The following is a 25,338-nucleotide window of genomic DNA, read 5'->3' as shown; positions in this document are numbered from 1 at the left end:
CGGGGATTGCGCAGATGCGACAATCCCCGCCTGCCCATCGCCCAGTGGATTCGACCCATGCACCCTTTCCAGCTCGATGAAGACCTCGTTGCCCTGCGCGAGACCGTGCAGGCCTTCGCGGAAAAGGAAATCGCGCCCCGCGCCGACCTGATCGACCGCGAGAACGAATTCCCCAAGGACCTCTGGCGCAAGTTCGGCGAGATGGGATTGCTCGGCATCACCGTACCGGGCGAGTTCGGCGGCTCCGAACTGGGCTACCTCGCGCATGTCATCGCGCTCGAGGAAATCTCGCGTGCCTCCGGCTCGGTCGGCCTTTCCTACGGCGCGCATTCGAACCTGTGCGTGCAGAACCTCAGCAACAACGGCAGCGACGAACAGCGTCGCAAGTACCTGCCCAAACTGTGCAGCGGCGAATGGGTCGGCGCGCTCGCCATGAGCGAGCCCGGCGCCGGCTCGGATGTGGTCGGCAGCATGACCTGCAAGGCCGAGAAGAGAGGTGACGTCTGGGTCGCCAATGGCTCCAAGATGTGGATCACCAACGGTCCCGATGCCGACGTGCTGCTGGTCTACATGCGCACCGCACCAAAACCGGCCGGCTCGCGCTGCATGACCGCTTTCATCGTCGAAAAGGGCATGAAGGGCTTTTCCACGGCGCAGAAGCTCGACAAGCTCGGCATGCGCGGGTCCAACACCTGCGAGCTTGTCTTCGAGGATTGCGAGATTCCCGAAGCCAACATCGTCGGCCAGGTCAATGAAGGCGTGCGTGTGCTCATGAGCGGCCTCGACACCGAACGCCTGGTCCTCTCCGGTGGTCCGATCGGGCTCATGCAGGCGGCCATGGATCTGGTCGTCCCTTATGTGCGTGAACGCAAGCAGTTCAACGCGCCGATCGGCACCTTCGGCATCATGCAGGCCAAGGTCGCCGACATGTATACCGGCCTGCAGTCGGCACGCGCCTACGCCTACATGGTGGCCCGGGATTTCGACCAGGGCGTGAAATCGCGCATCGACCCGGCCTCCTGCCTGCTGCACGCATCGCAGACCGCGGTCCGCGTGACGATGGAGGCGATCCAGGCCCTCGGCGGCAACGGCTATATCAACGAGTACCCGGCCGGACGCCTGATGCGAGATGCCAAACTCTACGAGATCGGCGCCGGCACCAACGAGATCCGGCGCATGCTGATCGGTCGCGAGTTGTTCCACGGCAAGAGCTGAGCGACGACGCCGCGTCGACTGGGCGGCTGCTCCGCCCGCTCGCCCGCGGCGTCCCGCACGACCCCGGTCGCCCTGCCGCGAAAGACCGCGGAAGCCTTCCGCACAGGCTCCGCGACCGGCTGGCATCGATTCACCGATTGTTGCAGGCGCAATGGAATCTTTCCTCCACGCTTGAGGTAGACTGGGGTCAACAGCCGCGGGGGATCGCATGGGGCTGATCGACGATGGTCTGGATTTTTCGCTGGAGCCGACACGGTTGGCCCCACCGTGGAAGGTCATGATCGTCGACGACGAGCCCGAAGTGCACCAGGTCACCCGGCTCGTCCTCGCCAATTTCCGTTTCGCCGAACGCCCGCTGCAGTTGCTGAGCGCCTTCTCGAGCGCCGAGGCCGAGGCACTGTTGCGCGAGCACCCCGATACGGCGGTGATCCTGCTCGACGTGGTCATGGAAACCGAGCAGGCCGGTCTCGACCTGGTTCGGGCCATCCGTGATCGCCTCGACAATCATTTCGTGCGCATCGTCCTGCGCACCGGCCAGCCCGGACAGGCGCCCGAGCACGAAGTCGTCGCCGCCTACGACATCAACGACTACAAGGAAAAGACCGAGCTCACCGCGCAGAAGCTCTCGACCACGCTGTATGCCGCCCTGCGCGCCTACCGCGACATGCGCACGATCGAATCGAGTCGACGCGGCCTCGAACTCGTCATCAAGGCATCCTCGGAAGTCTTCTCCCATCACCACCCGCAGCATTTCTCGTCGGTCGTGCTGGCCAAGCTGACCGAGCTGATCGGTGTCGAAGGCAGCGCCCTGTGTTGCCGGATCGCCCACCCGAACGGCACCCTGCCCGAGCATTTCCAGGTGACCGCGGCGATCGGCGAGTACGCACGCTACCTCTCCGGGAATGCCGAGGAAAAACTGCCCGGCCACATGGTGCAGTCGCTGCATCGCGCCTTCAGCAAGAAGCAGCATGTCTTCTCGGGCGACCACTACGTCCTGCATTTTGCCGACAGCGATGCGCGCGAAGCCTTGCTCTACGTCGGTGAATCGCACCAGCTCGATGAGCATGGCCACCAGCTCATGCAGGTGTTCTGCAGCAATGTCGCGATCGCCTACGAGAACCTGCACCTCAACCAGGAGCTCTTCGACAGCCAGCTCGACATGCTCTACCTGCTCGCAGGTGCCGCCGAAACGCGCTCTCGCGAAACCGCCAACCACGTGCGCAGGGTGGGCCAGCTGGCGGCCATGCTCGGCCGATTGCACGGACTCGATGAAGCCACCTGCGAACTGCTCAACTATGCCGCCCCCCTGCATGACATCGGCAAGATCGGCATCCCCGACGCGATCCTCAACAAGCCTGGACTGCATACGCCGCAGGAAACGGTGATCATGCGCACGCATGCCGAACTGGGTTCGAGGCTGCTCGCCGGATCGCGCCGTCCGATCTTCCAGTTGGCGGCGCAGATCGCCCTGACCCATCACGAGAATTTCGATGGCAGCGGCTACCCGAATGCATTGAGCGGGGACGACATTCCGATCGCCGGACGCATCACCGCGCTGGCCGACGTCTTCGATGCCCTCGGCAGCCGCCGCTGCTACAAGGAACCGTGGTCGGACGAGGAGATCCGCACCTACATCATCGAGGAGCGGGGGCGCAAGTTCGATCCGGCCCTGACCGATCTGCTGTTCGCAAACTGGGCCCAGGTCGTCGCCCTGCGCCAGGCACTGCCCGACGCCTAGGGACAAATTCGATCGAGCGACACAGACCTCGCCTGGCCGAAGGGTTCGCGCGGCAAAGGTCGCCCCAGGCTGGCCGGAACGGCCCTAGCCCGACGCCTGACCGACGCTGCCGGCGGCGCCGGTCCGTTCAAGCTCGAAGATCATGCAGGCCTGGAAACCCTTGCCCGGAGCGCTGTCGACGACGATGCTGCCGCCGAGCACCTGGGTCACCAGGTTGTAGACGATGTGCATGCCCAGACCCGACCCGCCCTGGCCGCGCCGGGTCGTGAAGAAGGGGTCGAAGATTCGCGCCCGCGCCGCCTCGTCCATGCCACTGCCGTCATCGCGATAGTCGACCACGGCACTTTCCCCGGCACGCGAAACCTCGATCCGGATCAGGCCGGCCTGACCGTCTGCGAAGGCGTGCATCAAGGAATTCATGACCAGGTTGCTGATGATCTGATAGAGCGCACCCGGCGCGGTTTCGCAAACCACCGGCGCTGCGCAGACGATCTCGACCTTGTGCGGCGTCTTCCTCAGCGCCGGGCCCAGCGTGGTCAGGATTTCGTTGATGCACGCGGCCAGGTCGACGACGCGTCGATCCTCGTTGGTCTGATCGACCGCAACCTGCTTGAAGCTGCGAACCAGCCGGTCGGCGCGCTTGAGATTGCGCAGGATCAGTTCCGATCCCTCGCGCGCGGCACGCTCGAAGCGATCCAGATCACTGCGCTTGAGCTCACCACGCTCGTTCATCCGGGACAGGTGCGAGGCTTCCTCGACAAGGTGCGAGGCCGCAGTGACGCTCACGCCGAGGGGCGTATTGATTTCGTGGGCGATGCCGGCAACCAGGCCACCGAGCGAAGCGAGCTTTTCCGCTTCCAGCAACTGGCGCTGGGTCAGGGTCAGGCGGTCCAGGGTCTCCTGCAATTCGAGATTGGTCGCGCGCAAGTCCGATGTGCGCCGGTCGACGCGCAGCTCGAGTTCCTCGTTGAGCCTGCGCAGCGCATCTTCGGCATGCTTGAGTGCACTGATGTCATGGGTGGTCCCTGCCATGCGCAGCCCATGCCCCTTCGCATCGCGCTCGACGATGCGACCCCGGGTCAGGATCCAGACCCATTCGTGCTTGCGGTCCAGGGTCCGGTAGCTGGCTTCGAACTGGGCGGTGTCGCCGCGGAAATGCGCGGCCAGCGCCTCATTGAACGCCGGCAGGTCGTCCTTGTGCACGAACGGAAGATAGGCCTCGACCGTTTCTTCCACGGCCTCGACGGTCGCGGCCAGGTGCTGGAGCTTGTTGTCGCGATGCATGCGCCCGGTCTGCAGATCCATGTCCCACAGTTCGTTGCCGCTGCCCCACAGTGACATCTTCAGACGTTCCTCGCTGATCCGGATGGCCTCCTGGGCCCGGGCCCGTTGCTCCAGGCTCGAGCGGACCTGCAGTCCACCGAGCCAGACCATCAGTGCGACCGCAGCGAAGTAGCCGCCAAAGGCCATGGGCGAAAGCCAGGGTGATGGCGCGACCCGCACGGGCACGACGAACTCCTCCCCGGTCCAGGCATTGCCAGGCCCCACACTGCCCTGGTGGCGGGCCCGCAGGCGCAGCCCGTAACTGCCCGCCGGCAGGTCGGTATAGGTTGCGAACCGCCGCGAAGCCGATGCTTCGATCCATTGTTCGTCGTGGCCGTCGAGACGATAGCTGTACTGGATCGATTCGGGGTCGGTGAAGTCGAACGCAGCGAACTCGAATGTGACGTTGTCGTGATCATGGCGCAGGGACACCGTGCCACCGAGCCACAGGCTCTTATCGAGCGGCGAGTCCGGATCCCTCCAGCGCAGCTTGACCGGCAGGTTCTGCAGCAGCAGGCGGGTTGCCAGCGGCCGAGGCGGTGGCGGCATGCGGACCTGCAGCGGGTCGAAGATGCTGATGCCGTCGAGTCCGCTGAAGACGATGCGGCCACCGGGCAGTCGGCTCGAACCATTGACCCAGTAGCCGGTGCCCAGTGTGCCGTCATGGGGACCGAGGTTGAGGAAGCTGCGCTGCTTGCGGTCGAAGCGACTGATGCCAACGGTCGTGCTGATCCAAAGGTTGCCCTGTGCATCTTCGACGATCGCGCCGACGGCATCGGCAGCCAGCCCTTCCTTGCTGCCGAAGGTTTCGAATTGCGGGTCCCCTTCGGTTCCGGGCAACAGGTGGCTGATGCCCCCGCCCTGGGTCCCGAGCCAGAGCTCGCCACGCGAGTCGACAGCCAGCGTCGAAACCGTGTCACCGCCGATCGTTCGCGGATTGAGCCGGTCGGAACGGAAATGCTCGAAACGCCCCGTTTCGCGGTTGTAGCGGTCGAGTCCCCCCGAACGATGTCCGAGCCAGATGTCGGCGCCCGACGTTTCGACGATGCTGCTGACGGCATCGCCGCCGATGCTGGTTGCGTCATCATCGTCGGCCGGATTGTGGGCGTGATGCCTGAACCCCGAGCAGGTCGCGCAGCGTTCGTCGAGCCCCTGGTTCAGGGTACCGACCCACAGCGTGCCGACATGATCCTCATACAGGTACAGGATGGAATCCTCGGCCAGGCTGGTCGGGTCATCCGGATCATGGCGAAAGTGTTCGAACGACGACGTGCCGGGGCGCAAGCGGTTGAGGCCACCACCCATGGTCGCGATCCAGAGGCTGCCATCGCGGGTGCGGGTAATGAACTGCACGAAGTCGTTCGACAGCGAGTCGGACTGCGCGGGATCGTGGGTGTAGCGTGCAATGACGCCCTTCTGCGGATCCAGGTGGACCAGGCCGCCGCCTTCGAGGGTACCGACCCAGAGTGTGCCATCGGGCTCGCCCAGGACAGTCATGGCAAGGCGGGTCGGCAGGGTCCGGGGATCGCCCGCGACGCTTCCGACCCGTGTGAACACTTCCGTGCGCGGATTCTGCACCGAGAACCCGTTGGCCCAGGACCCGACGAACAATTCGCCATCGCGCCCCCTCAGCAAGGACGCCAGCCGATTGCCCGCGATGCTCGAGTCCCTCGCCGGATCGTGGCCGTAGCGACTGAACTGCGTGCTGGCCGGATCCAAGCGCGCCAGTCCGCGGCTATTGCCGGCCACCCAGAGCTTGCCATCGCGGTCCGCGAGCAGGGCGCGAATCTCGTTGTCATGCAGGCCGTTCGAGAAGGGGTCGTCGTCGCGACGGAAGTGTTGCAGTACCTCGCCCTCGCCACTTACCCGGTAGAGTCCCTGTTCCGCTGTTCCGATCCAGATATCGCCGTTGCCTCCCTGGGCCAGCGCGTATACATCCGCAGACCGGCCATCGATGGGGAACTCGCGCAGGTCGGTGCCATCGGATTCGATCCTCCACAGACCATCGCGGGCGCCGATCCAGACGCGGCCATCAGGCCCCTGCAGGAGACTGCGCACCATGCGCAGACCGGCGTTCAAACCGACCGGCGTGTCGTCAAAATTCTGCTCGGCTCGATCGAACCATTGCAGCCGACCCGCCGAATTCGCCACCCAGAGACGGCCATCGCGGTCGAGCAGCAGGGCGGTGACGTTATTGCTGCCGACGGCATGTGCGTCGCCGGGCTTCGAGCGATAGACCGAAAAGCGATCGAGCTTGGGATCGTAGTGATTGAGACCGCCGGCCTGGGTACCGACCCAGAGACTGCCGTCGGCATCGGCGGCCAGCGCCCAGACATGATTCTGCGAGAGCGACCAGGGGTCGTCACGATCGGTCTTGTAGACGCGGAAGTCGTAGCCGTCGAAACGATTGAGTCCATCCTGCGTTCCAATCCAGATGAACCCCGCACGATCCTGGACCATGACCCGGGCCGTCGCCTGCGAGAGCCCCTGGCCAGTCGCGTAGGTGCGGAAATGCACCGTATCGATGCCCGGTACGCTGGCGAAGGCCGCTTCCCGGATGCAGAACATCACCGAGAGGCCGATACAGGCCCACGCCAGCCACGGCAGGCGTGCCATGCCTGGATTCGAAGACCGGAAGCGTTGCGCGCGCATGAGGCGAGGCTAGACCCCTCTTCCCCAGCCGACAAGAGGCCCGGGACGGCAACGCGTCAACGCACGGTTCGAAGCCCAGGACCACGATGGTGCATGGCACGAAGACAGTGGACCCTTGCATGGACCTGACTCGGATTCCGGCCATGTTGCGATACACAAAAATCCGTTGACAGCCATCACACATTGGCCGCTCGATTCCGACGTATCGTGCGCACGGCTTCCGGGGATCATCCATGTACAGAACCTTCCTGCTCGGTCTGGTCGTTTGCGCCGGACTGCTTGGCGTGCGCGATGCCCACGCCCTCCTGCACGATCCGATATTCGGCGCCAGTTTCGAGGCGCCGACCGACCTGCCGGCCAATGATGCCGAAGCGGCCAGGTTCCTGACCCAGGCCACCTATGGACCGACCGTGGCCGAAATCGCCCGCCTGCGCGCGATCGGCTACTCGGAGTGGCTGCGCCAGGAATTCAACAAGCCTGCAACGGCCGCGCGACCCTACATGGAAGCCGTCAACGAGGCGCGGCTGGCGGACGGCCAGAGTGGCGTCAGCCACAACAATCGACTCGATCGCTGGTTTCACACTGCCGCAACGGGCGGTGACCAGCTGCGCCAGCGTGCCGCCTTCGCGCTGAGCCAGATCCTCGTCATCTCCGACCAGAACAGTACCCTCGGCGGTGAGCCGATCCAGGTCAGCGAATACTGGGACATCCTCGCCCGCAACGCTTTCGGCAACTATCGCGAGCTCCTCGACCAGGTGACCTGGAATCCGTCGATGGGCAAATACCTCAGTCACTTCCGCAATCGCAAAGCCTCCGCGGACGGTTTGCGCCAGCCGGACGAGAACTACGCCCGCGAAGTCATGCAGCTGTTCACGGTCGGCCTGATCGAACGCAACAACGATTTCACGCCGATCCTCAATGGCGGCCAGCCGATCCCCACCTACAACCAGAGCGTGGTCACCGAGTACGCCAAGGTCTTCACCGGATTCAACTACAACAACGCGACCACGATCAGCAACGGCACCAATACCTACCTGCGCATGAAGTGCATCGAATCGGAGCACGACACCACGCTCAAGACGGTGATCGGGGGTTCCACGATTCCTGCGGGTCAGGATTGTCCGAGCGATGTCGACGACGGCCTCGACCTGCTGTTCGCGCACCCGAACATCGCGCCGTTCGTCTCGCGCCAGCTGATCCAGCGCTTTACCTCGAGTTCCCCATCGTCCGCCTACATCCAGCGCGTGGCGCAGAAGTTCCTCGACAACGGGTTCGGCGAGCGCGGCGATCTCAGCGCCGTGATCCGTCAAGTCCTGATGGACCCCGAAGCCCGCAATGCGCCGACCGCCAACGGCGGCAAGCCGCGCGAGCCGATGCTGAGGCTGACTGCCATGTGGCGCGCCTGGGACGCCCAGATGCCGGCAGCGGACACCTACGGCAATATCGCCATGGGCATGAACAATCCCAGCGGCACGTTCGGTCAGCGCCCGCTCGGCGCCGACACCGTGTTCAACTTCTTCGAACCGGACTACCAGCAGCCCGGCGCGATCGCCGATGCGGGTCTGTATTCGCCCGAGTTCCAGACCCTCAATGAAAGCACGCTGACCTCGATGTCGAACAGCTATTACACCTACAGCTGGAACAGCTATGTCGGCATGTCGAGTCCGCCGAGCAACCGGCCGCTGCTCAATCTGGCTCCCCTGGTGGCCCTGGCCAGCGACCCGACGGCCATGGTCGCGGAAGTGAACAGGCGCATGATGTACGGCAGCATGACGACCAACATGCAGAACGTCCTGCGCAACATGCTGATCTTCATGGACGGTGCCTCGGCGATCGACAAGGCACGCACCGTGGTCTATGTGACCGCGCTCTCCCCCGAATACGCAGTGCAGCGCTGAGGCCACGAACATGAGCGGCGAATCGACTTCACGTAGAAACTTCCTGCGCCAGCTTTCCTGCGCAATCTGCGCCGGCGGCGCATCGACCCTGCTGCCGCAGCTGAACATGATCAGCAGCGCGCTTGCCCAGACCACGGTGCCGGGCTACCGGGCCCTGGTGTGCATCTATTTCGCCGGCGGCAACGACGCCTGGAACCTCCTGATGCCCTACGATCAGGCGCGTTACGACGTCTATGCCGCCTCGCGCAGCGGGGTCTACAACGCCGGCTCGAATCCCGGCGGCCTGGCCATCGACCGTTCCCAGCTGACGCCGATGCAGATCTCCGACGTCAGCGGCAGCTACGCACTCCATCCGAGCACGATCAACCAGGGATCCATTCCGGGCCTGCGCACGCTCTATACCCAGGGCAAGCTGGCCCTGCTCAGCAACATCGGTACCCTGATCCAGCCGATTACCAAAACTGAGTACAACTCGACGCCCTCGCTGCGTCCGCCGCAGTTGTATTCGCACAGTGACCAGGAAAACCTCTGGCACATTGCCCGCACCACGGCCAGTGCGCGCGGCTGGGGCGGCCAGGTCGCCGACCTCGTGCGCACCAGCAATCTCAACCAGCTCCTGTCACCGTGCATCTCGATCGGCGGAGGCAACCGCTTCGAGGTCGGCGCTTCGACATTCCCGTATCAGTTGTCATCGAGCGGCCTCTCCGGCCTCTCCGGCATGACCGGCACCAGCACCGAAGGTGCGGCCCGTCGCGGCGCGTTGCAGCAGTTGCTCGATGCGACGTATGTATCGCCGTACCAGGACGAGTACCGCAACGTGTTCCAGCGTTCGCGCGACCTCTACAACCTGCTCAATTCGGGACTGGCCGACGGCGGTATTGCCGCCTCCAATGTCTTCAATGTCGCCTTCCCCAACGAATCGCTGTCGAACCAGCTGAAGATGGTCGCGCGCATGATCAAGCTCTCGCGTGACACCTCGTTCAACGTCCAGCACTCGCGGCAGATCTACTACGTGCGCCTTGGCGGCTTCGACATGCACGACAACCTCATGAGCGCCGGGACCAACGGCCATGCCAACCTGCTGATGCGGGTCTCGCAGGCCATGGGTGCGTTCTGGACTGCACTGGGTGAGATCGGCGCACAAAGCCAGGTCACCGCCTTCACGATGAGCGATTTCGCGCGCACGCTGTCGACCAACGGCAATGGCTCTGATCATGCCTGGGGCTCGGTCAGCATGGTCATGGGCGGCGCCGTCAATGGCGGCAAGCTGTACGGCGAGTTCCCGGACCAGACCCTCAACGGACCGGTCAGCCTCAGTCGCGGTCAATTCATTCCCTCGATCAGCGTCGACCAGATGGCCGCGACCCTGGCCCGCTGGATGGGCGTCACCTCGACCACCGACCTCAACACGATCTTTCCGAACCTGCCCAACTTCCCGACCAACAACCTGGGCTTCATGCAGTCTTGATCACGCGAACCCTGCGCACACGGCGCCCGACCACACCGACCAGCGCTGCAGCAACGGTCCTGATCGCCTTGGCACTGGCATGGGCGAGCACGCCGGTTTCGGCCGCGAGCGGCTGCGACAGCATCGCCAGCATCCCGATCACCTGGAACATCGACTACTCCCTCGATATCCAGGAGGTCTTCAACAACCGCTGTTCGAACTGCCATGTCGACCACGGCGGCTCGCCCTCGGGCGATCTCGACCTCGATCCGGAGTTTTCCTACGACAACCTCGTAAACGGCCCGTCGAACGAACAGCCAGGCCGCTACCTGGTCGTTCCGGGCCAGCCGCTGGACAGCGTGCTGTTCGAGAAGATCAATTGCGAGGTACCGAACTTCGGCCTGCGCATGCCGCGCGGCCGCACCGCGTTGCCGCTGGCCGAACAGGCCCTCATCTTCGACTGGATCATGCTCGGCGCACCCCGCCTTCAGACCGACTTCATCCTCGCCAACGGCTTCGAATCCCGGCCCTGACCGCGGGCTAGCCTCGCGAACCAGTCAACTGGGCGAGGAACACCCCGAATATCCTCGGCTCCATGGCCAGCAGGAACAGCACGCCATACGCCGCACCCCAGAGGTGCGCACTGTGGTTGATGTTGTCGCTGCCCTTTCGATCCATGTAGATCGAATAGCCGACATAGAGAACCGCATAGATGATTGCCGGGCACGGCACGAAGAAGATCAGGATCGTCGCCCAGGGCTGCAGCAGGACGAAGGCGAACAGCACCGCGGAAACGGCGCCCGAGGCGCCGAGGCTGCGGTAGGCGGGGTTGCCGACGTTCTTGACGTAGGTCGGCAGGATCGAGACGACGATCGCAGACAGGTAGAACGCGACGAAGCCGAGCGTTCCGATGTAGCTGGCCATGAACTGCTCGATCAGCCGGCCGAAGAAGTACAACGTGATCATGTTGAACAGCAGATGCGTGCCGTCGGCGTGGATGAAGCCGTAGCTGAGCAGCCGGTAATACTGCTTGCCGCGACTGATCGCCGGTGGCCACAGGATCAGGTCACTGATGAGCTTTTCGTTCCGGAATGCGAGAAACGAGATCGCGCACGTGACGAGGATGATGACCAGGGTTGCATTCATTCGACGTTGACCGGCAAGGGTGGGAGCGGGAGCGCTGGACTGCCCCGCGATATCGACCGGGAAGCCGGGGCCAGTATCGCATTCCGGGGGCCGCCCCTGAACAGCCGACTCCCTGGCCCCGGCGAGGCATGCGACCATCCGCGCATGAACAACCCGCATGCAAGACGCGTAGTCGTGATTGGTGGTGGCCCGGCCGGTCTGATGGCGGCCGAGTGCGTGGCACGCGCCGGCCTGCGCGTCGACCTGCACGAGCGCATGGGTTCAGTCGGTCGGAAATTCCTGATTGCCGGCAAGGGCGGCCTGAACCTCACCCACGCCGAAACGTTCGAAGCCTTTGCCGGACGGTTCGGCGCGCGTCAGGGCATTGTCGCCGACTGGCTGCGCCGGTTCGGTCCCGAAGCAGTGCGGGCCTGGGCCGCGGGACTCGGTATCGAGACCTTTGTCGGAAGTTCGCAACGCGTGTTTCCTCGCGACCTCAAGGCGGCTCCCCTTTTGCGCGGATGGGTGCGTCGTCTGCGCGCCGACGGCGTGCATTTCCATGTCCACTCGCGCTGGCTGGGCTGGGCCGCCGATGGTGAACTGCGCTTCGAAGGCGCCAGCGGTGAAACGCGGGTCCATGCCGATGCGGTCATCCTCGCCCTCGGTGGCGGCAGCTGGCCCGTGCTCGGCTCGGACGGCAGCTGGGTTCCGGTGCTTGAGCAGCGCGGTCTCGATCTGGCGCCGCTGCAGGCCTCGAACTGCGGCTTCGATGTCGCCTGGAGTCCGTTCCTGCGCACGCGCCATGCCGGCGCGCCGATCAAGCCGGTCGCGATTGGCTGGGTCACGGCGGATGGCCGGCACGAGAAACGCCAGGGCGAATTCGTGCTCACCGAAAACGGCGTCGAGGGCAGCCTGGTCTACGCGCTCTCCGCCGATGCACGCGATGCGATCGCAGCGAACGGCTCGGCCACGATCCATCTCGATCTGGTCCCGGGCCGCGACGAAGCGCGGCTGCGCCGCGACCTGTCGCGGCCACGCGGCCGTCATTCGATGGCCAAGCACCTGCACCGCAATGCAGGTATCGATGGGGCCAAGGCTGCGTTGTTGCACGAGGTCCTGCCCGCCGCGGAATTCTCCGATGCGGCGAAACTGGCCGCTGCGATCAAGGCGCTGCCGATCCGCCTGCAACGACCGCGGCCGCTGGCCGAGGCGATCAGCAGTGCCGGTGGCGTGCGACTCGAGGCGCTCGATGAGAATCTGATGGTGCGCGACTTTCCGGGCGTCTTTTGCGCCGGCGAGATGCTCGACTGGGAAGCGCCGACCGGCGGCTATCTGCTGACCGCCTGCCTGGCCAGCGGGTTCACGGCCGGTGCCGGGGCGGTCGCCTGGCTGCGGTCGGGTGGCTGACTACCATTCGCTGCGCTGCGGCAGCAGTCCGCGCAGTTCCGCGTCGCTCAGATTGCGCCATTGGCCCACGCGCAGGTTGCCGAGCTTGATATTGACGATGCGGACCCGGCACAACTGCTTGACCCGATATCCGAATGCGGCTGCCATCAGGCGGATCTGGCGATTCAGGCCCTGGGTCAGCACGATGCGGAAGCCGAAACGCGCGATCTTCTGCGTCCGGCAGGGCTTGGTCATCTGCCCGTGGATGCGCACGCCGCGCGCCATGCCGGACAGGAACTCGTCGGTGACGGCCCGATTGACGCCAACGAGGTATTCCTTTTCGTGGTTGTTTTCCGATCGCAGCAACTCGTTGACGATGTCGCCGTTGCTGGTCAGCAGGATCAGCCCCTCGGAATCCTTGTCGAGGCGCCCGATCGGAAAGATGCGCTGCGCATGATCGACGAAATCGACGATGTTGCCCTTGACCGAGGTTTCCGTGGTGCAGGTAATGCCGACCGGCTTGTACAGCGCAATATAGACATGCTTGCGCGCGCCGGTAGCGGCCGAGCGCGCGCGCAGCGGCTGGCCATCCACGCGCACCTCGTCGCCCTCGGCCCAGGTGTCGCCGATGCGCGCCACCTCGCCGTTCAGGCTGACCTTGCGCGCGGCGATGAGCCGATCGGCCTCGCGCCGCGAACAGTGCCCGCACTCGCTGATGTACTTGTTCAATCGCATCGTCATCGCAGCCCTGTCACGTGCATCCCGGGCCACCGCATGGGCTCGGGAAAGCTGCGCATGCTGGCACGCTGCGGGGGATCCGGTCCAACCGCGCGCGGCGGCATGGCGGGATCCCGCGCTGCGGCGGCGGCCGCAGGGCAGCGGTCGCCGGCGCGCAATTCGTCAACTACTGGCAGCCCAGCCGTGGCCCAGGCCCGTTGCCGGGCTTTTGATTGCAACCTACACCTCTGAATCCATTGCATTTTCCGGCGCGATCCGCGGCGACTGGCACGCTTGATGCTGACTCGATCCTGTCCAACCAGGATGTCTCCACCATGAGCAATGTCATTCCCATCGATCGCGCAGCGCGCGCCCCGACGATCCCGACCTGCCCGATCAATGCCGTCGACGACGACGAACTCGATGTCCGCCTCTGGGAGCTGATCATGAGTGGTCAGCGCGGCAGTCCCGTCTATCTCGGCATCGAGCGCGAGATCCTCACTCGAAAGGCGCGCTCGAGCGCGGCCTGATCGGCCCTTCGACCAACTGGCACGCCCGATCCCACGGACCGGCAGCCTCGACTGGACTCTTGATCGCGACCAGGCCAACCCCATGCATGGGCTCTCGAACAACGGAGCTGGCCATGTCGGATGGAACGCTTCACCGCCTCAGCGCATTTTCGACGAATGGCGAAGGCGGCAATCCCGCCGGCGTCTGGGTCGGCGCGCAACTGCCGGATCCGGTTACGATGCAGCGCATCGCCGCCGAAGTCGGCTATTCGGAAACAGCCTTCATCGCACCAGAGCGCGGGACCGAACGCAGCGTGCGCTACTACAGCCCGCAAGCCGAAGTGCCTTTTTGCGGCCATGCCACCATTGCCAGCGGCGTCCTGCTCGGCGAGACCGACGGCGACACGACGTATGCATTCTCCACCGCGGTCGGCATGGTATCGGTGCAATCGAGCAAGCAGGGTGGTATCCGCGAAGCCGCGCTGATCTCGGTCGCCCCGCGCCAGGCCGCCGTCGACGAGGGCATGCTCGCGGCCTACCTCGACGCCCTGGGATGGCGGCGCAAGGACCTCGATGCCGCGATTGCCCCGATGCTCGCCTACGCCGGCGCCTGGCACCTGGTCCTCGCGGCAGCCCACAGCGAACGTCTGGCCAGACTCGATTATCCATTCGAAAGCTTGCGCAGCATGATGCTGGAGCACGATCTGACCACCCTGCAGCTGGTCCATCGCCAGAGCGATCGCCTGTTCCTGTCGCGCAATGCGTTTCCGGTCGGGGGCGTCGTCGAGGATCCGGCCACGGGTGCCGCAGCCGCCGCGCTCGGTGGCTACCTGCGCGATGCCGGGCTGATCCAGACCCCGGCATCGATCGAGGTCCGCCAGGGCCAGGCCATGGGCCGCCCGAGCCTGATCCGCGTCGATATTCCGGTCACGGGCGGCATCGTCGTCCGCGGCACGGCCATTCGTCTGTAGCCGGATCCTGGGTGCGCCGCGACTGACTTTAGTCACGCGCATTACCGGGCCGTTTCGTCTAGCCTCGGCGTTCCTGTCGAACCTGGATGACCCCATGATGGCATTTCGCCCAGCCCTTGCCGGCGCCCTCGCGCTGGCGTTCAGCCTGACTTCCCCGCTCTGCGCCGCTGATGGCCCTGCCACCACCCGACCAGGGAGCGGCAAGGTCGATGCCGCCCCGGCAGCCAATCCCTTCTTCGCGCCGAGTCCGCTGCCCTACCAGTTCCCGCAGTTCGACAAGATCAAGGATGCCGACTATGTCCCTGCGTTCGAAAAGGGCATGGCCGAGAACCGGGCCGAGATCGATGCGATTGCCAACAGCGACGAGCCGGCGACGTTCGAAAACACGATCGTCGCCATGGAGCGCAGCGGCCTGTTGCTCGAACGCGTCTCGCGGGTCTTCTTCGCCCTGGCCGGGACCAACACCAATGAAGCCATGCAGAAGGTGCAGGCGGAGATGGCGCCCAAGCTTTCCGCGCACAATGACCTGATCCTGCTCAACGGCAAGCTGTTCGCCCGAATCCAGTCGATCTACGACAAGCGCGATGCTCTGGACCTCGATGCCGAATCAAGGCGCCTGGTGGAACGCTACTACACCGACTTCGTGCGCGCCGGCGCCAAGCTCGGCGACGCCGACAAGACGCGGCTGAAGGCGATCAACGCCGAGATGGCCACGCTGTCGACGCGCTTCAGCCAGAACCTGCTCAAGGAAACCAATGCCGACGCGGTCGTCGTCGACAGCAGAGATCAGCTTGACGGATTGAGCGAAGACGCCATCGGCGCGGCGAGCGCCGCCGCGAAGAGCCGCAACCTCGATGGCAAATTCGTCATTCCGCTGAAGAACACGAGCGGCCAGCCCGCGCTCGCCTCGCTGAAAAATCGCGAGCTGCGCCAGCGCATCATGAACGCCTCGCTCAATCGGGCCAGCAAGGGCGGAGAATTCGACAATCGGGCCGTGGTCGCCGCCATGGTCAAGCTGCGCGCCGAGCGCGCCGCCATGCTGGGCTATGCCAACCATGCGGCCTATGTGCTTGCCGACGAAACGGCAGGCAGTGTGGAGGCGGTCAACAAGCTGCTGGCCCAGCTGGCGCCGCCGGCGGTGGCCAACGCCCGTGCCGAGGCGGCCGACATCCAGAAGATCATCGATGCCGAGGGCGGCAAGTTCCAGGTATCGGCGGCCGACTGGGCCTTCTATACCGAAAAGGTCCGCAAGCAGAAGTTCGACCTCGACGAAGAGCAGCTTCGTCCGTATTTCGAGATGGACAATGTGTTGCGCAACGGCGTCTTCTACGCCGCCAACAAGCTCTATGGCATTACCTTCAAGGAACGCAAGGACCTGCCGGTCTACCTGCCGGATATCCGCGTGTTCGAGGTATTCAACGAGGACGGAAGCCATCTGGCCCTGTTCCTGGTCGATTACTACGCGCGCAGCAACAAGCGTGGCGGTGCCTGGGCCAACGCCTATGTGCCGCAATCGACCCTGCTCGGCACCAGTCCGGTCATCGCCAACCACCTCAATATCCCGAAGCCGGCCGACGGCGAACCGACCTTGATGACCTACGAGGAAGTGACCACCGCCTTCCACGAATTCGGGCATGCCCTGCACGGCATGTTCTCGCACGTGAAGTACCCGCGCTTCGCCGGCACCTCGGTGCCGCGCGACTTCGTCGAGTATCCGTCCCAGGTCAACGAGATGTGGGCGGCCTGGCCCGAGGTGCTGAAGAACTACGCGAAGCACTACAAGACCGGCGAACCGTTGCCGCAGGCCCTGCTCGACAAGGTCAAGGCCTCGGAGAAATTCAACCAGGGCTTCGCCACCACCGAGTATCTCGGCGCGGCCCTGCTCGACCAGGCCTGGCACCAGATCACGGCGGCCCAGGCACCCTCTGCCGATGGCGTGCTGGCCTTCGAGGCCGCCGCGCTCAAGCGCGCCGGAGTCGACTTCGCCCCAGTGCCGCCGCGCTACCGGACGACCTATTTCTCGCACATCATGGGCGGCTACTCGGCCGGCTACTACGCCTACATCTGGAGCGAGGTGCTCGACGCCGACAGCGTCGAGTGGTTCAAGGCGCACGGTGGCCTGACCCGCGCCAACGGCGACCATTTCCGCGACACCCTGCTGTCGCGCGGCGGCTCCGACGACGCCCTCGCCCTGTTCCGCAACTTCAGCGGCGGAGAGCCGGACGTCAAGCCCCTGCTCGAGCGTCGTGGTCTCACCGAAAGCGTGAAGTAGCCGGTATCGGCATCTCCGCGACGGCGCATCCGCACTGCGCCGTCCGCAGACCGCCGCGGTAAACGCCATTGCCCCGTGTACGGCCGAAATCGCTAAGCTTGGCTCATGAGCGAACCCTTCCAGCTTTCCAACATGATCGATGGCCAGGCGCGGGATCCCGCTACTGGCCGTTACCTCGATGTCTTCGAGCCGGCCACCGGCCAGGTCTTCGCGCGTTGTCCAGCCTCCACCGCGGCCGATGTGGAAGCGGCTGTCGACGCCGCCAGCAAGGCTGCGCGGGCCTGGGCCGAGACGCCGGTCGACGATCGTGCGCGCCTCATGAGCTGCCTGGCCGACCTGCTCGAAACGGAGATCGACGCGCTGGCCGCGCTCGAATCACGCGACAGCGGCAAGCCGGTCGCGCTGGCCCGTCGGGTCGATATTCCGAGAGCGGTCGCCAATCTTCGTTTCTTCGCGGCGGCAATCACGCAATGGGCCAGCGAAACCCATGTCGGCAACGCCCAGGCCACTAACATCACCCTGCGCCAGCCACTGGGCGTGGTCGGCTGCATCTCGCCGTGGAATCTGCCGCTCTACCTGTTCACCTGGAAGATCGCGCCGGCCCTGGCCGCTGGCAATACGGTCGTCGCCAAACCCTCGGAGATCACCCCATGCACGGCGGCGCGACTCGGCGAGCTTGCCGCCGTCGCAGGATTTCCGGCCGGCGTTCTCAACATCGTCCACGGCCATGGCGGCGAAGTCGGACAGGCCCTCGTCGAGCATCCCGGGGTCAAGGCCATTTCGTTCACCGGCAGCACGCGCACCGGCGCGGCCATCGCCACGACGGCGGCGCCCATGTTCAAGAAACTGTCGCTGGAAATGGGCGGCAAGAACCCGGCCATCGTATTCGCCGATTTCGATTTCAGTGATGCAAATCTGGCCACCATCGTGCGCTCGGGCTTCGCCAACCAGGGCGAAATCTGCCTGTGCGGATCGCGGCTGCTGGTTCAGCGCTCGATCTATGAATCGTTCCGGGAGCGCTACCTTGATGCCGTGCGCGCATTGCGGGTCGGCGACCCGCAGGATGACGCGAGCGATCTCGGCGCGCTGGTTTCCGCGGAACACTTCGACAAGGTCGTCGGCGCCATCCAGCGCGCCCGCGACGAGGGCGGAAGGATTCTGTGCGGTGGCGGCATCGCCCATGTCGGCGGACGCTGCGCGCGGGGATGGTTCGTCGAGCCGACCGTAATCGAAGGCCTTTCCTCGCGCTGCGCGACCAACCAGCAGGAAATATTCGGCCCGGTTGTCAGCCTCATCCCGTTCGACGACGACGAGGAAGCGATCCGGATCGCCAATGACTCCGACTACGGCCTTGCGGCGTCGCTGTGGACGACCGACCTCGGCCGCGCGCACCGCGTCTCGGCCCGGCTCGATTTCGGCATCGTCTGGGTCAACTGCTGGATGGCGCGCGACCTGCGCACTCCGTTCGGCGGAGTGAAGAAATCCGGCCTGGGCAGGGAGGGCGGCGTCGATGCGCTGCGCTTCTTCACCGAGCCGAAGAACCTGTGCATCGAACACGGCTGAACGGGCGACTGCAAGCTGCCCGTTCCGCATGCCCATTGGAGAACCGAACATGAAGCAGCCCAATCATGGCATCAAGGCGGCAGCCCCAACCGTCTGGTCGGCGACACGCGTTCCGCTCGCCGCACTGGCGGCACTGCTGCTGGCAGCGAGCGCCAGCGCAGACGACAAGACCACTACTGGCGGCGGCGCCAACGTGCACCAGCAGCGCGCTGCGGTGGAAAAATCCGAGAGCATCATGGCCGAAGCCAAGACCCGCAGCGGACTGCTGGCGCAATACCTCTTCATGCGCGATGCCTATGCCAGCAGCACCGACTTTTCGTTCCGCGTCATCTTCAACCAGTACCTGAGCTGGTACCAGACCTGGGTCGGCGACTACGCCGGTGCACGCAACAGCTTCTCGATCGTGCAGAAGGCCGCCAAGGACGATGCACCATCGCCCTTGCAGGATCCGGCCTACAAGGCCGTACCCGCTGTCGACGCGATCGCGCGTCTGGCCAAAGGCCGCCGGGCCGTCTTCTTCAACGAGAACCACAGCTACCCGCTGACGCGCACGCTGACCGTGCAGATGCTCGCCCGCCTGCGCGAGGAAGGCTTCGACACGTTCGCCGCCGAAACCCTGTACGAGGCCGACATGGAGGCGCTGGCGAAGCGCGGCCATGTGGTTTCGGAGACCGGGTTCTACACCGAGGAGCCGGTCTATGCGGACATGGTGAATGAGGCGCTCCGGCTCGGCTATCGCGTGGTCGCCTACGAAGCGCTGTCGGACGCCACCGGCGACGCACGCGAGACCGAGCAGGCCCGCAACCTCAAGCGGGGGGTGTTCGACAAGCACCCCGAGGCGCGCCTCGTGGTGAATGCCGGTTATGCGCACATACAAGAGCATGGCAAATACCTCGGTGGATCGGCCATGGCCCAGCATTTCTCGCGCATGACCGACATCGATCCGCTGACCGTCGAGCAGACCATGCTGATACCGCACGACAAGCAGGCCAGCGATCACCCCTACTACCGCGAAGCCGTGAGCAGGCTGGCACCGAAACAACCCATCGCCTTCGTCGACAAGGATGGCCAGCCCTGGTCGTTGAAGCCCAAGGCCTACGACATCAGCGTGCTCTTTCCGGAAGAGACCCTTGAGCACGGCCGACCGACCTGGCTGGCACTGGGTGGCCTGCGCGTTGCCTTCGAGGTCAGCGGCCGCATGTGCGACGAACAGTATCCCTGCATGATCGAGGCCCGGCCCGTCGGCGAACCCGACGAGGCCGTTCCGGCCGATCGGGCGGTCATCGAGTTCAAGGGACGCATCGCCGCCTATGGCGACAAGGTCCGCCAGAGCATCGACCCGTATCCGGTGACTGACTTGTGGCTGCGCCCGGGCAAGTACGAAATCCTGGCCCGCGATCTGTCCAACCAGCCACGCCATCGCCAGCAGATCGTGGTCGGCGCCGTCGGCAAGACGCCATGAGCGGAATCGTCCATGCCGCGGCGGCGCCCGGCGCGGTCGGCGCCTATCCTCATGCACGCCGGGTCGGCAACCTGCTGTTCCTGTCCGGGGTGGGGCCACGCCGGCCCAGGGACAACGGCGTTCCGGGAAACGTGTTCGATGCCGATGGTCGCTTGCTCAGCTACGACATCGAGGCGCAGTGCCGGCAGGTGTTCGCCAATGTCCAGGCGGTGCTGGAGGCCAGCGGCGCACGCTGGCAGGACCTGGTCGATGTCACCGTGTTCCTGACCGACATGCAGCGCGATTTCGCCACCTACAATCGCGTCTACGCCGAGTACTTCAGCGATGCCCAGCCGTGCCGCACGACGCTCGGCATCAGCGCCCTGCCGACGCCGATCGCGATCGAGCTCAAATGCATCGCGGTGGTCGCCGATCCGTCGTGAGTCGGTGAGCGCCGATACTCTCTACCGCCAGATCCTCGGCAATGAATTTGCCGCGCTCGACGATCCGCTCCGTCGCTTCCACAGCCTGCGGGGCCACCATCGCCTGCGCGGTCGCTGCACGGTCCACGGCGCCGAGAGCCTGTTCGGGCGCATCGTCTGCGCGCTGCTGCGACTGCCGCGCGCCGTGAGCGAGGCGCCGTTCGCCTTCGAGCTCGAAGCAAGCCCGGCACGGGAAATCTGGACGAGACGGTTCTCCTCGCGGACGATGCGGTCGCGGCTCGATGCAACCGCGGACGGACAACTGCGCGAGCGTCTCGGCCTGGCTACGCTGGCCTTCAGCCTGGCAGCCGACGCGGGCAAACTCTCGATGCGCCTGCAATCGATCCGCGTGCTTGGCCTGCCCTGGCCGCGGCGCTGGTTCCCGGAGGTCTGGGCGCTGGAACGCGGCGACGGGGGCCGTTTCTGCTTCGATGTCGGGGCCCGGATGCCCGGATTCGGCGCGCTGGTCGCCTATTCGGGCTATCTGGAACTCGACGCCCCCGGGCAGCCGGCATGATCGTCGTCTTCGACGCCCATTGCCTGCTCTGCAGCGGCTCGGTCCAGTTCCTGCTTCGCCACGACCACCGGCGCAGACTGCGGTTCGCGACGACCCAGTCGGAGGCCGGTCGCGCGCTGCTCGACAAGGCTGGCATCGATGCCATCGATCCGGAATCCTTCGTCCTGGTCGACGATGCCCGGGCCTGGACCGAATCGGCGGCGGTGCTGCGGGTCGCCCACGCACTCGGCTGGCCGTGGCGGCTGGCCTGGGTCGCCTGGATCGTCCCGGCGCCCCTGCGCGATGCGCTGTACCGCTGGATCGCGCGCCATCGCTACCGCTGGTTCGGCCGCAGCGAACATTGCTTCCTGCCCGATGCGGCGGACGCAACGCGCTTTATCCGTTAGCATTCCGCTCCATCCTACGGGCACCCGTCGAGAGCGCCATGCTTACCCCCGCCTTCAACCTGCAGCAATGGATAGACGACAACCGTCATCTGCTCAAGCCACCGGTCGGCAACAAGTGCATCGTCGACGGCGACTTCTTCGTGATGATTGTCGGTGGCCCGAACGTCCGCACCGACTACCACTGGGACGAAGGTCCGGAATTCTTCTACCAACTCGAGGGCGACATGGTGCTCAGGGTGCAGGAGGAGGGCCGGCCACGGGACATCCCGATCAGGGCCGGTGAGATGTTCTACCTGCCGCCGCGCGTGCCGCACTCGCCGCAGCGCGCGGCCGGTTCGGTCGGTCTGGTCATCGAGCGCAAGCGTCTCGCCGACGAGAAGGATGGCCTGCTCTGGTACTGCGAGCGCTGCAACCACAAGCTGTATGAGGAATTCTTCACCCTCGGCAACATCGAGACCGACTTTCCGGCGGTTTTCGACCGCTTCTACCGTTCGACCGAGGCGCGCACCTGCGATTCCTGCGGCCATCTCAACCCGGCGCCGGACAAGTACGCCTGAGCCAGGAAATCCGGACTACCGGAGTCCGCGACCAAGACGACGCGCTGCGGACATCGGCACCGGCACTGGCGCGGTCCACCCGATGCGGCCGGCCACCTGCGAAAGCGACCAGGTTCCTGCCCGGGCCCCGCGCGGCGGGTTAAGGAGGGTCTGATCAAGTAGCAAAGTCGTCACGACGCCTGCCTGTGTGCAGATCGCGACGCGTCGCCGCAGACAGACTGGCCGTCCTTCAAGGCGGCGCAACAAAGAGCTGCGCGCAGGCAGGCGTCGTGACGACTTTGCTACTTGATCAGACCCTCCTTAAACTGCGCGAATGCTCAAGATCGACACCCACGCCCACATCCTGCCCGAGAACTGGCCCAACCTCGCCGAAAAATACCGCGACGACCGCTTCCCGATCGTGGTCAATACCGACGGTCGCCATCGAATCTACAAGGATGGCAAGTTCTTCCGTGAAATCTGGTCGAACGCCTTCGATCCCGAGGTTCGCATCGCCGACTACGCGAAATATGCGGTCGACGTGCAGGTCGTTTCGACCGTACCGGTCATGTTCAGCTACTGGGCCAAGCCGAGCCAGGCACTCGAACTGCATCGATACCTGAACGACCACACCGCCGAGATCTGCCGGCGCTATCCGCGCAACTATGCCGGGATTGGCACGGTGCCCCTGCAGTCGCCGACACTCGCCATCCAGGAACTGGAGCGCTGCGTCGACCAGTTGGGTCTCTCTGCCGTGCAGATCGGCTCGCATATCGAGGAGTGGAACCTCGATGCGCCGGAGCTGTTTCCGTTCTTCGAGGCCGCCGCCGATCTCGGTGCGGCGATCCTGGTCCACCCGTGGGACATGATGGGCAAGGAAACCATGCCCAAGTACTGGCTGCCCTGGCTGGTCGGCATGCCGGCCGAGCAGGCGCGCGCAGCCTGTTGCCTGATCTTTGGCGGCGTGCTCGAGCGCCTGCCCAAGCTGCGTGTGTGTTTCGCCCACGGCGGCGGGTCGTTTCCATACTCGATCGGACGCATCGAACATGGCTTCCGCATGCGCCCCGACCTCGTCGCCACCGACAATTCGCGCAATCCGCGGGAATATTTCGGTCGCATCTATTTCGATTCCTGCGTGCACGACGACGCCGCCCTGCGCTACCTGCTCGATGTCGCCGGCGTCGACACGGTCATGCTCGGCACCGACTATCCGTTCCCGCTCGGCGAGCAGGAACCCGGAAGCGGCATTGCCGCGCTCAGGCTGAGCGGTCCCGAGCAGGCCCGCCTCTACCATGGCACCGCCCTCGAGTGGCTCAACCTTCCCTACTCGCGCTTCGCGAACGACGATACGGAGTGATCCGATGAAATGGCTTCCCCTGCTTCTGCTGCTGGCCACGGCCGGCGCCCATGCGCAATCCGGCAGCGACTTCACCCTCAACGACGGCAAGATCCGCTTCAGCGTGCCCGATGGCTGGAGCGCGATCATGGAGAAATCCGACGGCAATCCGCAGGCGATCATCTTCCAGGTCCCCGACCCGGCCACCGCCGGCACGGACGACACGGCCAGCGTCACGGTCAAGTCCCGCCAGCTGAAATCGCCCGCCGATTTTGCCGATGCAACCCAGAACGAGATGCTGCTGTCGAAGGCGCAGACCGGCTACGAGGCCGCGCTCGACGGCAGCACCGCGGGTGTCCACCACTATTTCGTGATGCGTGGCAAGACCCGCTATGACATCCGCGACCGCTTCACCCTGATGGGCAACATCGCCGTCCAGGTACGCTGCCAGCGGCCGCTGCTCGATGCCACGACCAGGGACTGGACGGCGAAATTCAACGGCGGTTGCGACAGCGTGGCAGCCTCGCTGAAATGACCACGGCGCATCGCTACGAAACCGGCGAGGAGTGGGCGCTCGCCGCCGATGCCGCCGATCCGCTGGCCGATTTCCGCGCCGAGTTCTGCATGCCGCAGCACGAAGGTCGCGAAATCGCCTATTTCTGCGGCAACTCGCTGGGTCTGCTGCCGCGCGCAACGCGCCAGGCGGTCAATGACGAGCTCGACTACTGGGCTGAGCTGGCCGTCGAGGGGCATTTCCGCGGGCGCCTGCCCTGGCTCGATTACCACGAGTTCGTTCGCGACGACCTGGCCGCCATCGTCGGCGCCAAACCGATCGAAGTCGTCGCGATGAATTCGCTGAGCATCAACCTGCACCTGCTCATGGTCAGCTTCTACCGGCCCACGGCCGAGCGCCCGGCGATCCTGATCGAGAAGAGCGCATTCCCGTCCGATCGCTATGCGGTCGAGGCGCAGGTGCGGTTTCATGGCCATGATCCGGCCACGGCGCTGATCGAGCTCGAGCCCGACCAGGCCAATGGCACCTTGTCCGATGCCGCGATCCTGCGCGCCATCGACGAGCATGGCCCGCGCATCGCCCTGGTCATGCTGCCGGGCGTGCAATACCTGACCGGGCAGGCGCTCGACCTGAAGACCATCGCCTCGCGTGCCCACGCCCAGGGCTGCATGGTCGGCTTCGACCTGGCTCATGCGGTTGGCAACATCGACCTCGCCCTGCATGATTCAGACTGTGATTTCGCCGTCTGGTGCAGCTACAAATACCTCAACTCGGGACCGGGCGCCGTCGCCGGCGCCTTCGTCCATGAACGCCACGCCCGCACCGACCGTCCGCGCTTCGCCGGCTGGTGGGGCCATGAAAAGTCCACGCGCTTCCAGATGGGGCCCGAATTCCGGCCGACTCCCGGCGCGGATGGCTGGCAACTGTCGAATCCGCCGATCCTCGCCCTCGCACCTTTGCGCATCTCGTTGCAGGTCTTCCAGCGCGCCGGATTCGCCAGGCTGCGGCGGAAGTCGCAGGCCCTGACCGGCTACCTGGAATGGCTGATCCACGAACGCGTCGCCGATGTCCTCGAGATCGCCACGCCAACCGAGCCCTCAAGGCGCGGCTGCCAGCTCTCGCTGCGGGTCAAGGGCCCGCGCGAATCGGGTCGCCAGCTCTTCGAGCATCTGCAAAACGACGCCATCGTGGTCGACTGGCGCGAGCCCGACGTCATCCGCGCCGCACCGACCCCGCTCTACAACCGCCACATGGACTGCCGACGACTCGTCGAATCGGTTGCCCGCTGGCGCGACAAGCGCTGAGCCTGC

The 25,338-nt window shown here is 65.2% G+C and carries 21 protein-coding genes; 18 read left to right on the top strand and 3 right to left on the bottom strand.

Features of this window, described 5'->3' with window-relative positions; genetic code table 11:
• Positions 1-57 precede the first annotated feature (57 nt).
• Positions 58-1,215 (top strand): isovaleryl-CoA dehydrogenase, encoded by a 1,158-nt coding sequence (locus BM125_RS14325; protein WP_092409170.1) that lies wholly within the window; start codon positions 58-60, stop codon positions 1,213-1,215.
• 208 nt (positions 1,216-1,423) lie between these two features.
• Positions 1,424-2,953: a DUF3369 domain-containing protein gene (locus tag BM125_RS14320; protein WP_092409168.1), complete on the top strand. Its 1,530-nt coding sequence runs from the start codon at positions 1,424-1,426 to the stop codon at positions 2,951-2,953.
• 84 nt (positions 2,954-3,037) lie between these two features.
• Here the strand turns inward: BM125_RS14320 and BM125_RS14315 are convergent, their stop codons facing one another.
• On the bottom strand, positions 3,038-6,892 hold the full coding sequence (locus BM125_RS14315) for a sensor histidine kinase (RefSeq protein WP_175498101.1): 3,855 nt from the start codon (positions 6,890-6,892) through the stop codon (positions 3,038-3,040).
• A gap of 269 nt (positions 6,893-7,161) precedes the next feature.
• On the opposite strand from BM125_RS14315, the gene BM125_RS14310 reads away from it, so the two are divergent.
• The 3 genes from BM125_RS14310 to BM125_RS14300 are packed head-to-tail and all read left to right on the top strand — an operon-like array spanning position 7,162 to position 10,806.
• Positions 7,162-8,826, top strand: a complete 1,665-nt coding sequence (locus BM125_RS14310) for a DUF1800 domain-containing protein (RefSeq protein WP_092409164.1) — start codon at positions 7,162-7,164, stop codon at positions 8,824-8,826.
• Between the two features lie 10 nt (positions 8,827-8,836).
• Complete coding sequence (locus BM125_RS14305; RefSeq protein WP_092409162.1) at positions 8,837-10,294, top strand: DUF1501 domain-containing protein; 1,458 nt, start codon at positions 8,837-8,839, stop codon at positions 10,292-10,294.
• Positions 10,291-10,806, top strand: coding sequence for a hypothetical protein (locus tag BM125_RS14300; protein WP_092409160.1), 516 nt, complete (start codon positions 10,291-10,293; stop codon positions 10,804-10,806). The genes BM125_RS14305 and BM125_RS14300 overlap by 4 nt, the downstream gene beginning before the upstream one ends.
• A 7-nt stretch (positions 10,807-10,813) precedes the next feature.
• On the opposite strand, the gene BM125_RS14295 is transcribed toward BM125_RS14300, so the two are convergent.
• Positions 10,814-11,419, bottom strand: a complete 606-nt coding sequence (locus BM125_RS14295) for a rhomboid family intramembrane serine protease (RefSeq protein WP_092409158.1) — start codon at positions 11,417-11,419, stop codon at positions 10,814-10,816.
• 144 nt (positions 11,420-11,563) lie between these two features.
• Between BM125_RS14295 and BM125_RS14290 the strand changes: the two genes are divergently transcribed.
• The gene (locus BM125_RS14290; protein ID WP_092409156.1) at positions 11,564-12,805 is read left to right on the top strand and encodes a TIGR03862 family flavoprotein; all 1,242 of its coding nucleotides are present in this window, start codon (positions 11,564-11,566) and stop codon (positions 12,803-12,805) included.
• Here the strand turns inward: BM125_RS14290 and BM125_RS14285 are convergent, their stop codons facing one another.
• Positions 12,806-13,519, bottom strand: coding sequence for a pseudouridine synthase (locus BM125_RS14285; RefSeq protein WP_092409189.1), 714 nt, complete (start codon positions 13,517-13,519; stop codon positions 12,806-12,808).
• 317 nt (positions 13,520-13,836) lie between these two features.
• Between BM125_RS14285 and BM125_RS14280 the strand changes: the two genes are divergently transcribed.
• From BM125_RS14280 to kynU, 12 genes are all read left to right on the top strand, one after another.
• On the top strand, positions 13,837-14,031 hold the full coding sequence (locus BM125_RS14280) for a hypothetical protein (RefSeq protein ID WP_139225015.1): 195 nt from the start codon (positions 13,837-13,839) through the stop codon (positions 14,029-14,031).
• Between the two features lie 113 nt (positions 14,032-14,144).
• Positions 14,145-14,981, top strand: a complete 837-nt coding sequence (locus tag BM125_RS14275) for a PhzF family phenazine biosynthesis protein (RefSeq protein WP_092409152.1) — start codon at positions 14,145-14,147, stop codon at positions 14,979-14,981.
• A gap of 97 nt (positions 14,982-15,078) precedes the next feature.
• The gene (locus tag BM125_RS14270; protein WP_217647882.1) at positions 15,079-17,253 is read left to right on the top strand and encodes a M3 family metallopeptidase; all 2,175 of its coding nucleotides are present in this window, start codon (positions 15,079-15,081) and stop codon (positions 17,251-17,253) included.
• A 105-nt stretch (positions 17,254-17,358) separates the two neighbouring features.
• Positions 17,359-18,816, top strand: a complete 1,458-nt coding sequence (locus BM125_RS14265) for an aldehyde dehydrogenase (protein WP_092409148.1) — start codon at positions 17,359-17,361, stop codon at positions 18,814-18,816.
• Between the two features lie 49 nt (positions 18,817-18,865).
• A complete protein-coding gene (locus tag BM125_RS14260) occupies positions 18,866-20,278 on the top strand; it encodes a hypothetical protein (protein ID WP_092409146.1) in 1,413 nt (470 codons plus the stop codon).
• Positions 20,275-20,700, top strand: coding sequence for a RidA family protein (locus BM125_RS14255; RefSeq protein ID WP_092409144.1), 426 nt, complete (start codon positions 20,275-20,277; stop codon positions 20,698-20,700). The genes BM125_RS14260 and BM125_RS14255 overlap by 4 nt, the downstream gene beginning before the upstream one ends.
• A gap of 4 nt (positions 20,701-20,704) precedes the next feature.
• Entirely contained in the window at positions 20,705-21,256 is a 552-nt protein-coding gene (locus BM125_RS14250) for a DUF4166 domain-containing protein (RefSeq protein ID WP_175498100.1), read from the top strand.
• Positions 21,253-21,642, top strand: a complete 390-nt coding sequence (locus BM125_RS14245; RefSeq protein ID WP_092409140.1) for a thiol-disulfide oxidoreductase DCC family protein — start codon at positions 21,253-21,255, stop codon at positions 21,640-21,642. Before BM125_RS14250 ends, BM125_RS14245 begins: the two co-directional genes overlap by 4 nt.
• Before the next feature lie 38 nt (positions 21,643-21,680).
• Positions 21,681-22,199 (top strand): 3-hydroxyanthranilate 3,4-dioxygenase, encoded by a 519-nt coding sequence (locus tag BM125_RS14240; RefSeq protein WP_092409138.1) that lies wholly within the window; start codon positions 21,681-21,683, stop codon positions 22,197-22,199.
• Positions 22,200-22,512: 313 nt separating this feature from the next.
• Complete coding sequence (locus BM125_RS14235; protein WP_092409136.1) at positions 22,513-23,535, top strand: amidohydrolase family protein; 1,023 nt, start codon at positions 22,513-22,515, stop codon at positions 23,533-23,535.
• A 4-nt stretch (positions 23,536-23,539) separates the two neighbouring features.
• Positions 23,540-24,049 carry a hypothetical protein gene (locus tag BM125_RS14230; RefSeq protein WP_092409134.1) on the top strand — a complete coding sequence of 170 codons (510 nt, stop codon included), beginning with the start codon at positions 23,540-23,542 and terminating at the stop codon, positions 24,047-24,049.
• Positions 24,046-25,332, top strand: coding sequence for a kynureninase (gene kynU, locus BM125_RS14225; RefSeq protein WP_092409132.1), 1,287 nt, complete (start codon positions 24,046-24,048; stop codon positions 25,330-25,332). Before BM125_RS14230 ends, kynU begins: the two co-directional genes overlap by 4 nt.
• The last annotated feature ends 6 nt before the right edge of the window (positions 25,333-25,338 follow it).

Source organism: Dokdonella immobilis, from assembly GCF_900115085.1.
GTDB lineage: Bacteria > Pseudomonadota > Gammaproteobacteria > Xanthomonadales > Rhodanobacteraceae > Dokdonella > Dokdonella immobilis.
Note: the sequence above shows the minus strand (reverse complement) of the source record. Positions and strands in the feature narration are given on the sequence as shown.

Coding starts and splice junctions, on each gene's coding strand:
- BM125_RS14325 (WP_092409170.1), top strand. CDS start 58: ATGCACCCTTTCCAGCTCGATGAAGACCTCGTTGCCCTGCGCGAGACC.
- BM125_RS14320 (WP_092409168.1), top strand. CDS start 1,424: ATGGGGCTGATCGACGATGGTCTGGATTTTTCGCTGGAGCCGACACGG.
- BM125_RS14315 (WP_175498101.1), bottom strand. CDS start 6,892: ATGGCACGCCTGCCGTGGCTGGCGTGGGCCTGTATCGGCCTCTCGGTG.
- BM125_RS14310 (WP_092409164.1), top strand. CDS start 7,162: ATGTACAGAACCTTCCTGCTCGGTCTGGTCGTTTGCGCCGGACTGCTT.
- BM125_RS14305 (WP_092409162.1), top strand. CDS start 8,837: ATGAGCGGCGAATCGACTTCACGTAGAAACTTCCTGCGCCAGCTTTCC.
- BM125_RS14295 (WP_092409158.1), bottom strand. CDS start 11,419: ATGAATGCAACCCTGGTCATCATCCTCGTCACGTGCGCGATCTCGTTT.
- BM125_RS14290 (WP_092409156.1), top strand. CDS start 11,564: ATGAACAACCCGCATGCAAGACGCGTAGTCGTGATTGGTGGTGGCCCG.
- BM125_RS14285 (WP_092409189.1), bottom strand. CDS start 13,519: ATGCGATTGAACAAGTACATCAGCGAGTGCGGGCACTGTTCGCGGCGC.
- BM125_RS14280 (WP_139225015.1), top strand. CDS start 13,837: ATGAGCAATGTCATTCCCATCGATCGCGCAGCGCGCGCCCCGACGATC.
- BM125_RS14275 (WP_092409152.1), top strand. CDS start 14,145: ATGTCGGATGGAACGCTTCACCGCCTCAGCGCATTTTCGACGAATGGC.
- BM125_RS14270 (WP_217647882.1), top strand. CDS start 15,079: ATGGCATTTCGCCCAGCCCTTGCCGGCGCCCTCGCGCTGGCGTTCAGC.
- BM125_RS14265 (WP_092409148.1), top strand. CDS start 17,359: ATGAGCGAACCCTTCCAGCTTTCCAACATGATCGATGGCCAGGCGCGG.
- BM125_RS14260 (WP_092409146.1), top strand. CDS start 18,866: ATGAAGCAGCCCAATCATGGCATCAAGGCGGCAGCCCCAACCGTCTGG.
- BM125_RS14255 (WP_092409144.1), top strand. CDS start 20,275: ATGAGCGGAATCGTCCATGCCGCGGCGGCGCCCGGCGCGGTCGGCGCC.
- BM125_RS14245 (WP_092409140.1), top strand. CDS start 21,253: ATGATCGTCGTCTTCGACGCCCATTGCCTGCTCTGCAGCGGCTCGGTC.
- BM125_RS14240 (WP_092409138.1), top strand. CDS start 21,681: ATGCTTACCCCCGCCTTCAACCTGCAGCAATGGATAGACGACAACCGT.
- BM125_RS14235 (WP_092409136.1), top strand. CDS start 22,513: ATGCTCAAGATCGACACCCACGCCCACATCCTGCCCGAGAACTGGCCC.
- BM125_RS14230 (WP_092409134.1), top strand. CDS start 23,540: ATGAAATGGCTTCCCCTGCTTCTGCTGCTGGCCACGGCCGGCGCCCAT.
- kynU (WP_092409132.1), top strand. CDS start 24,046: ATGACCACGGCGCATCGCTACGAAACCGGCGAGGAGTGGGCGCTCGCC.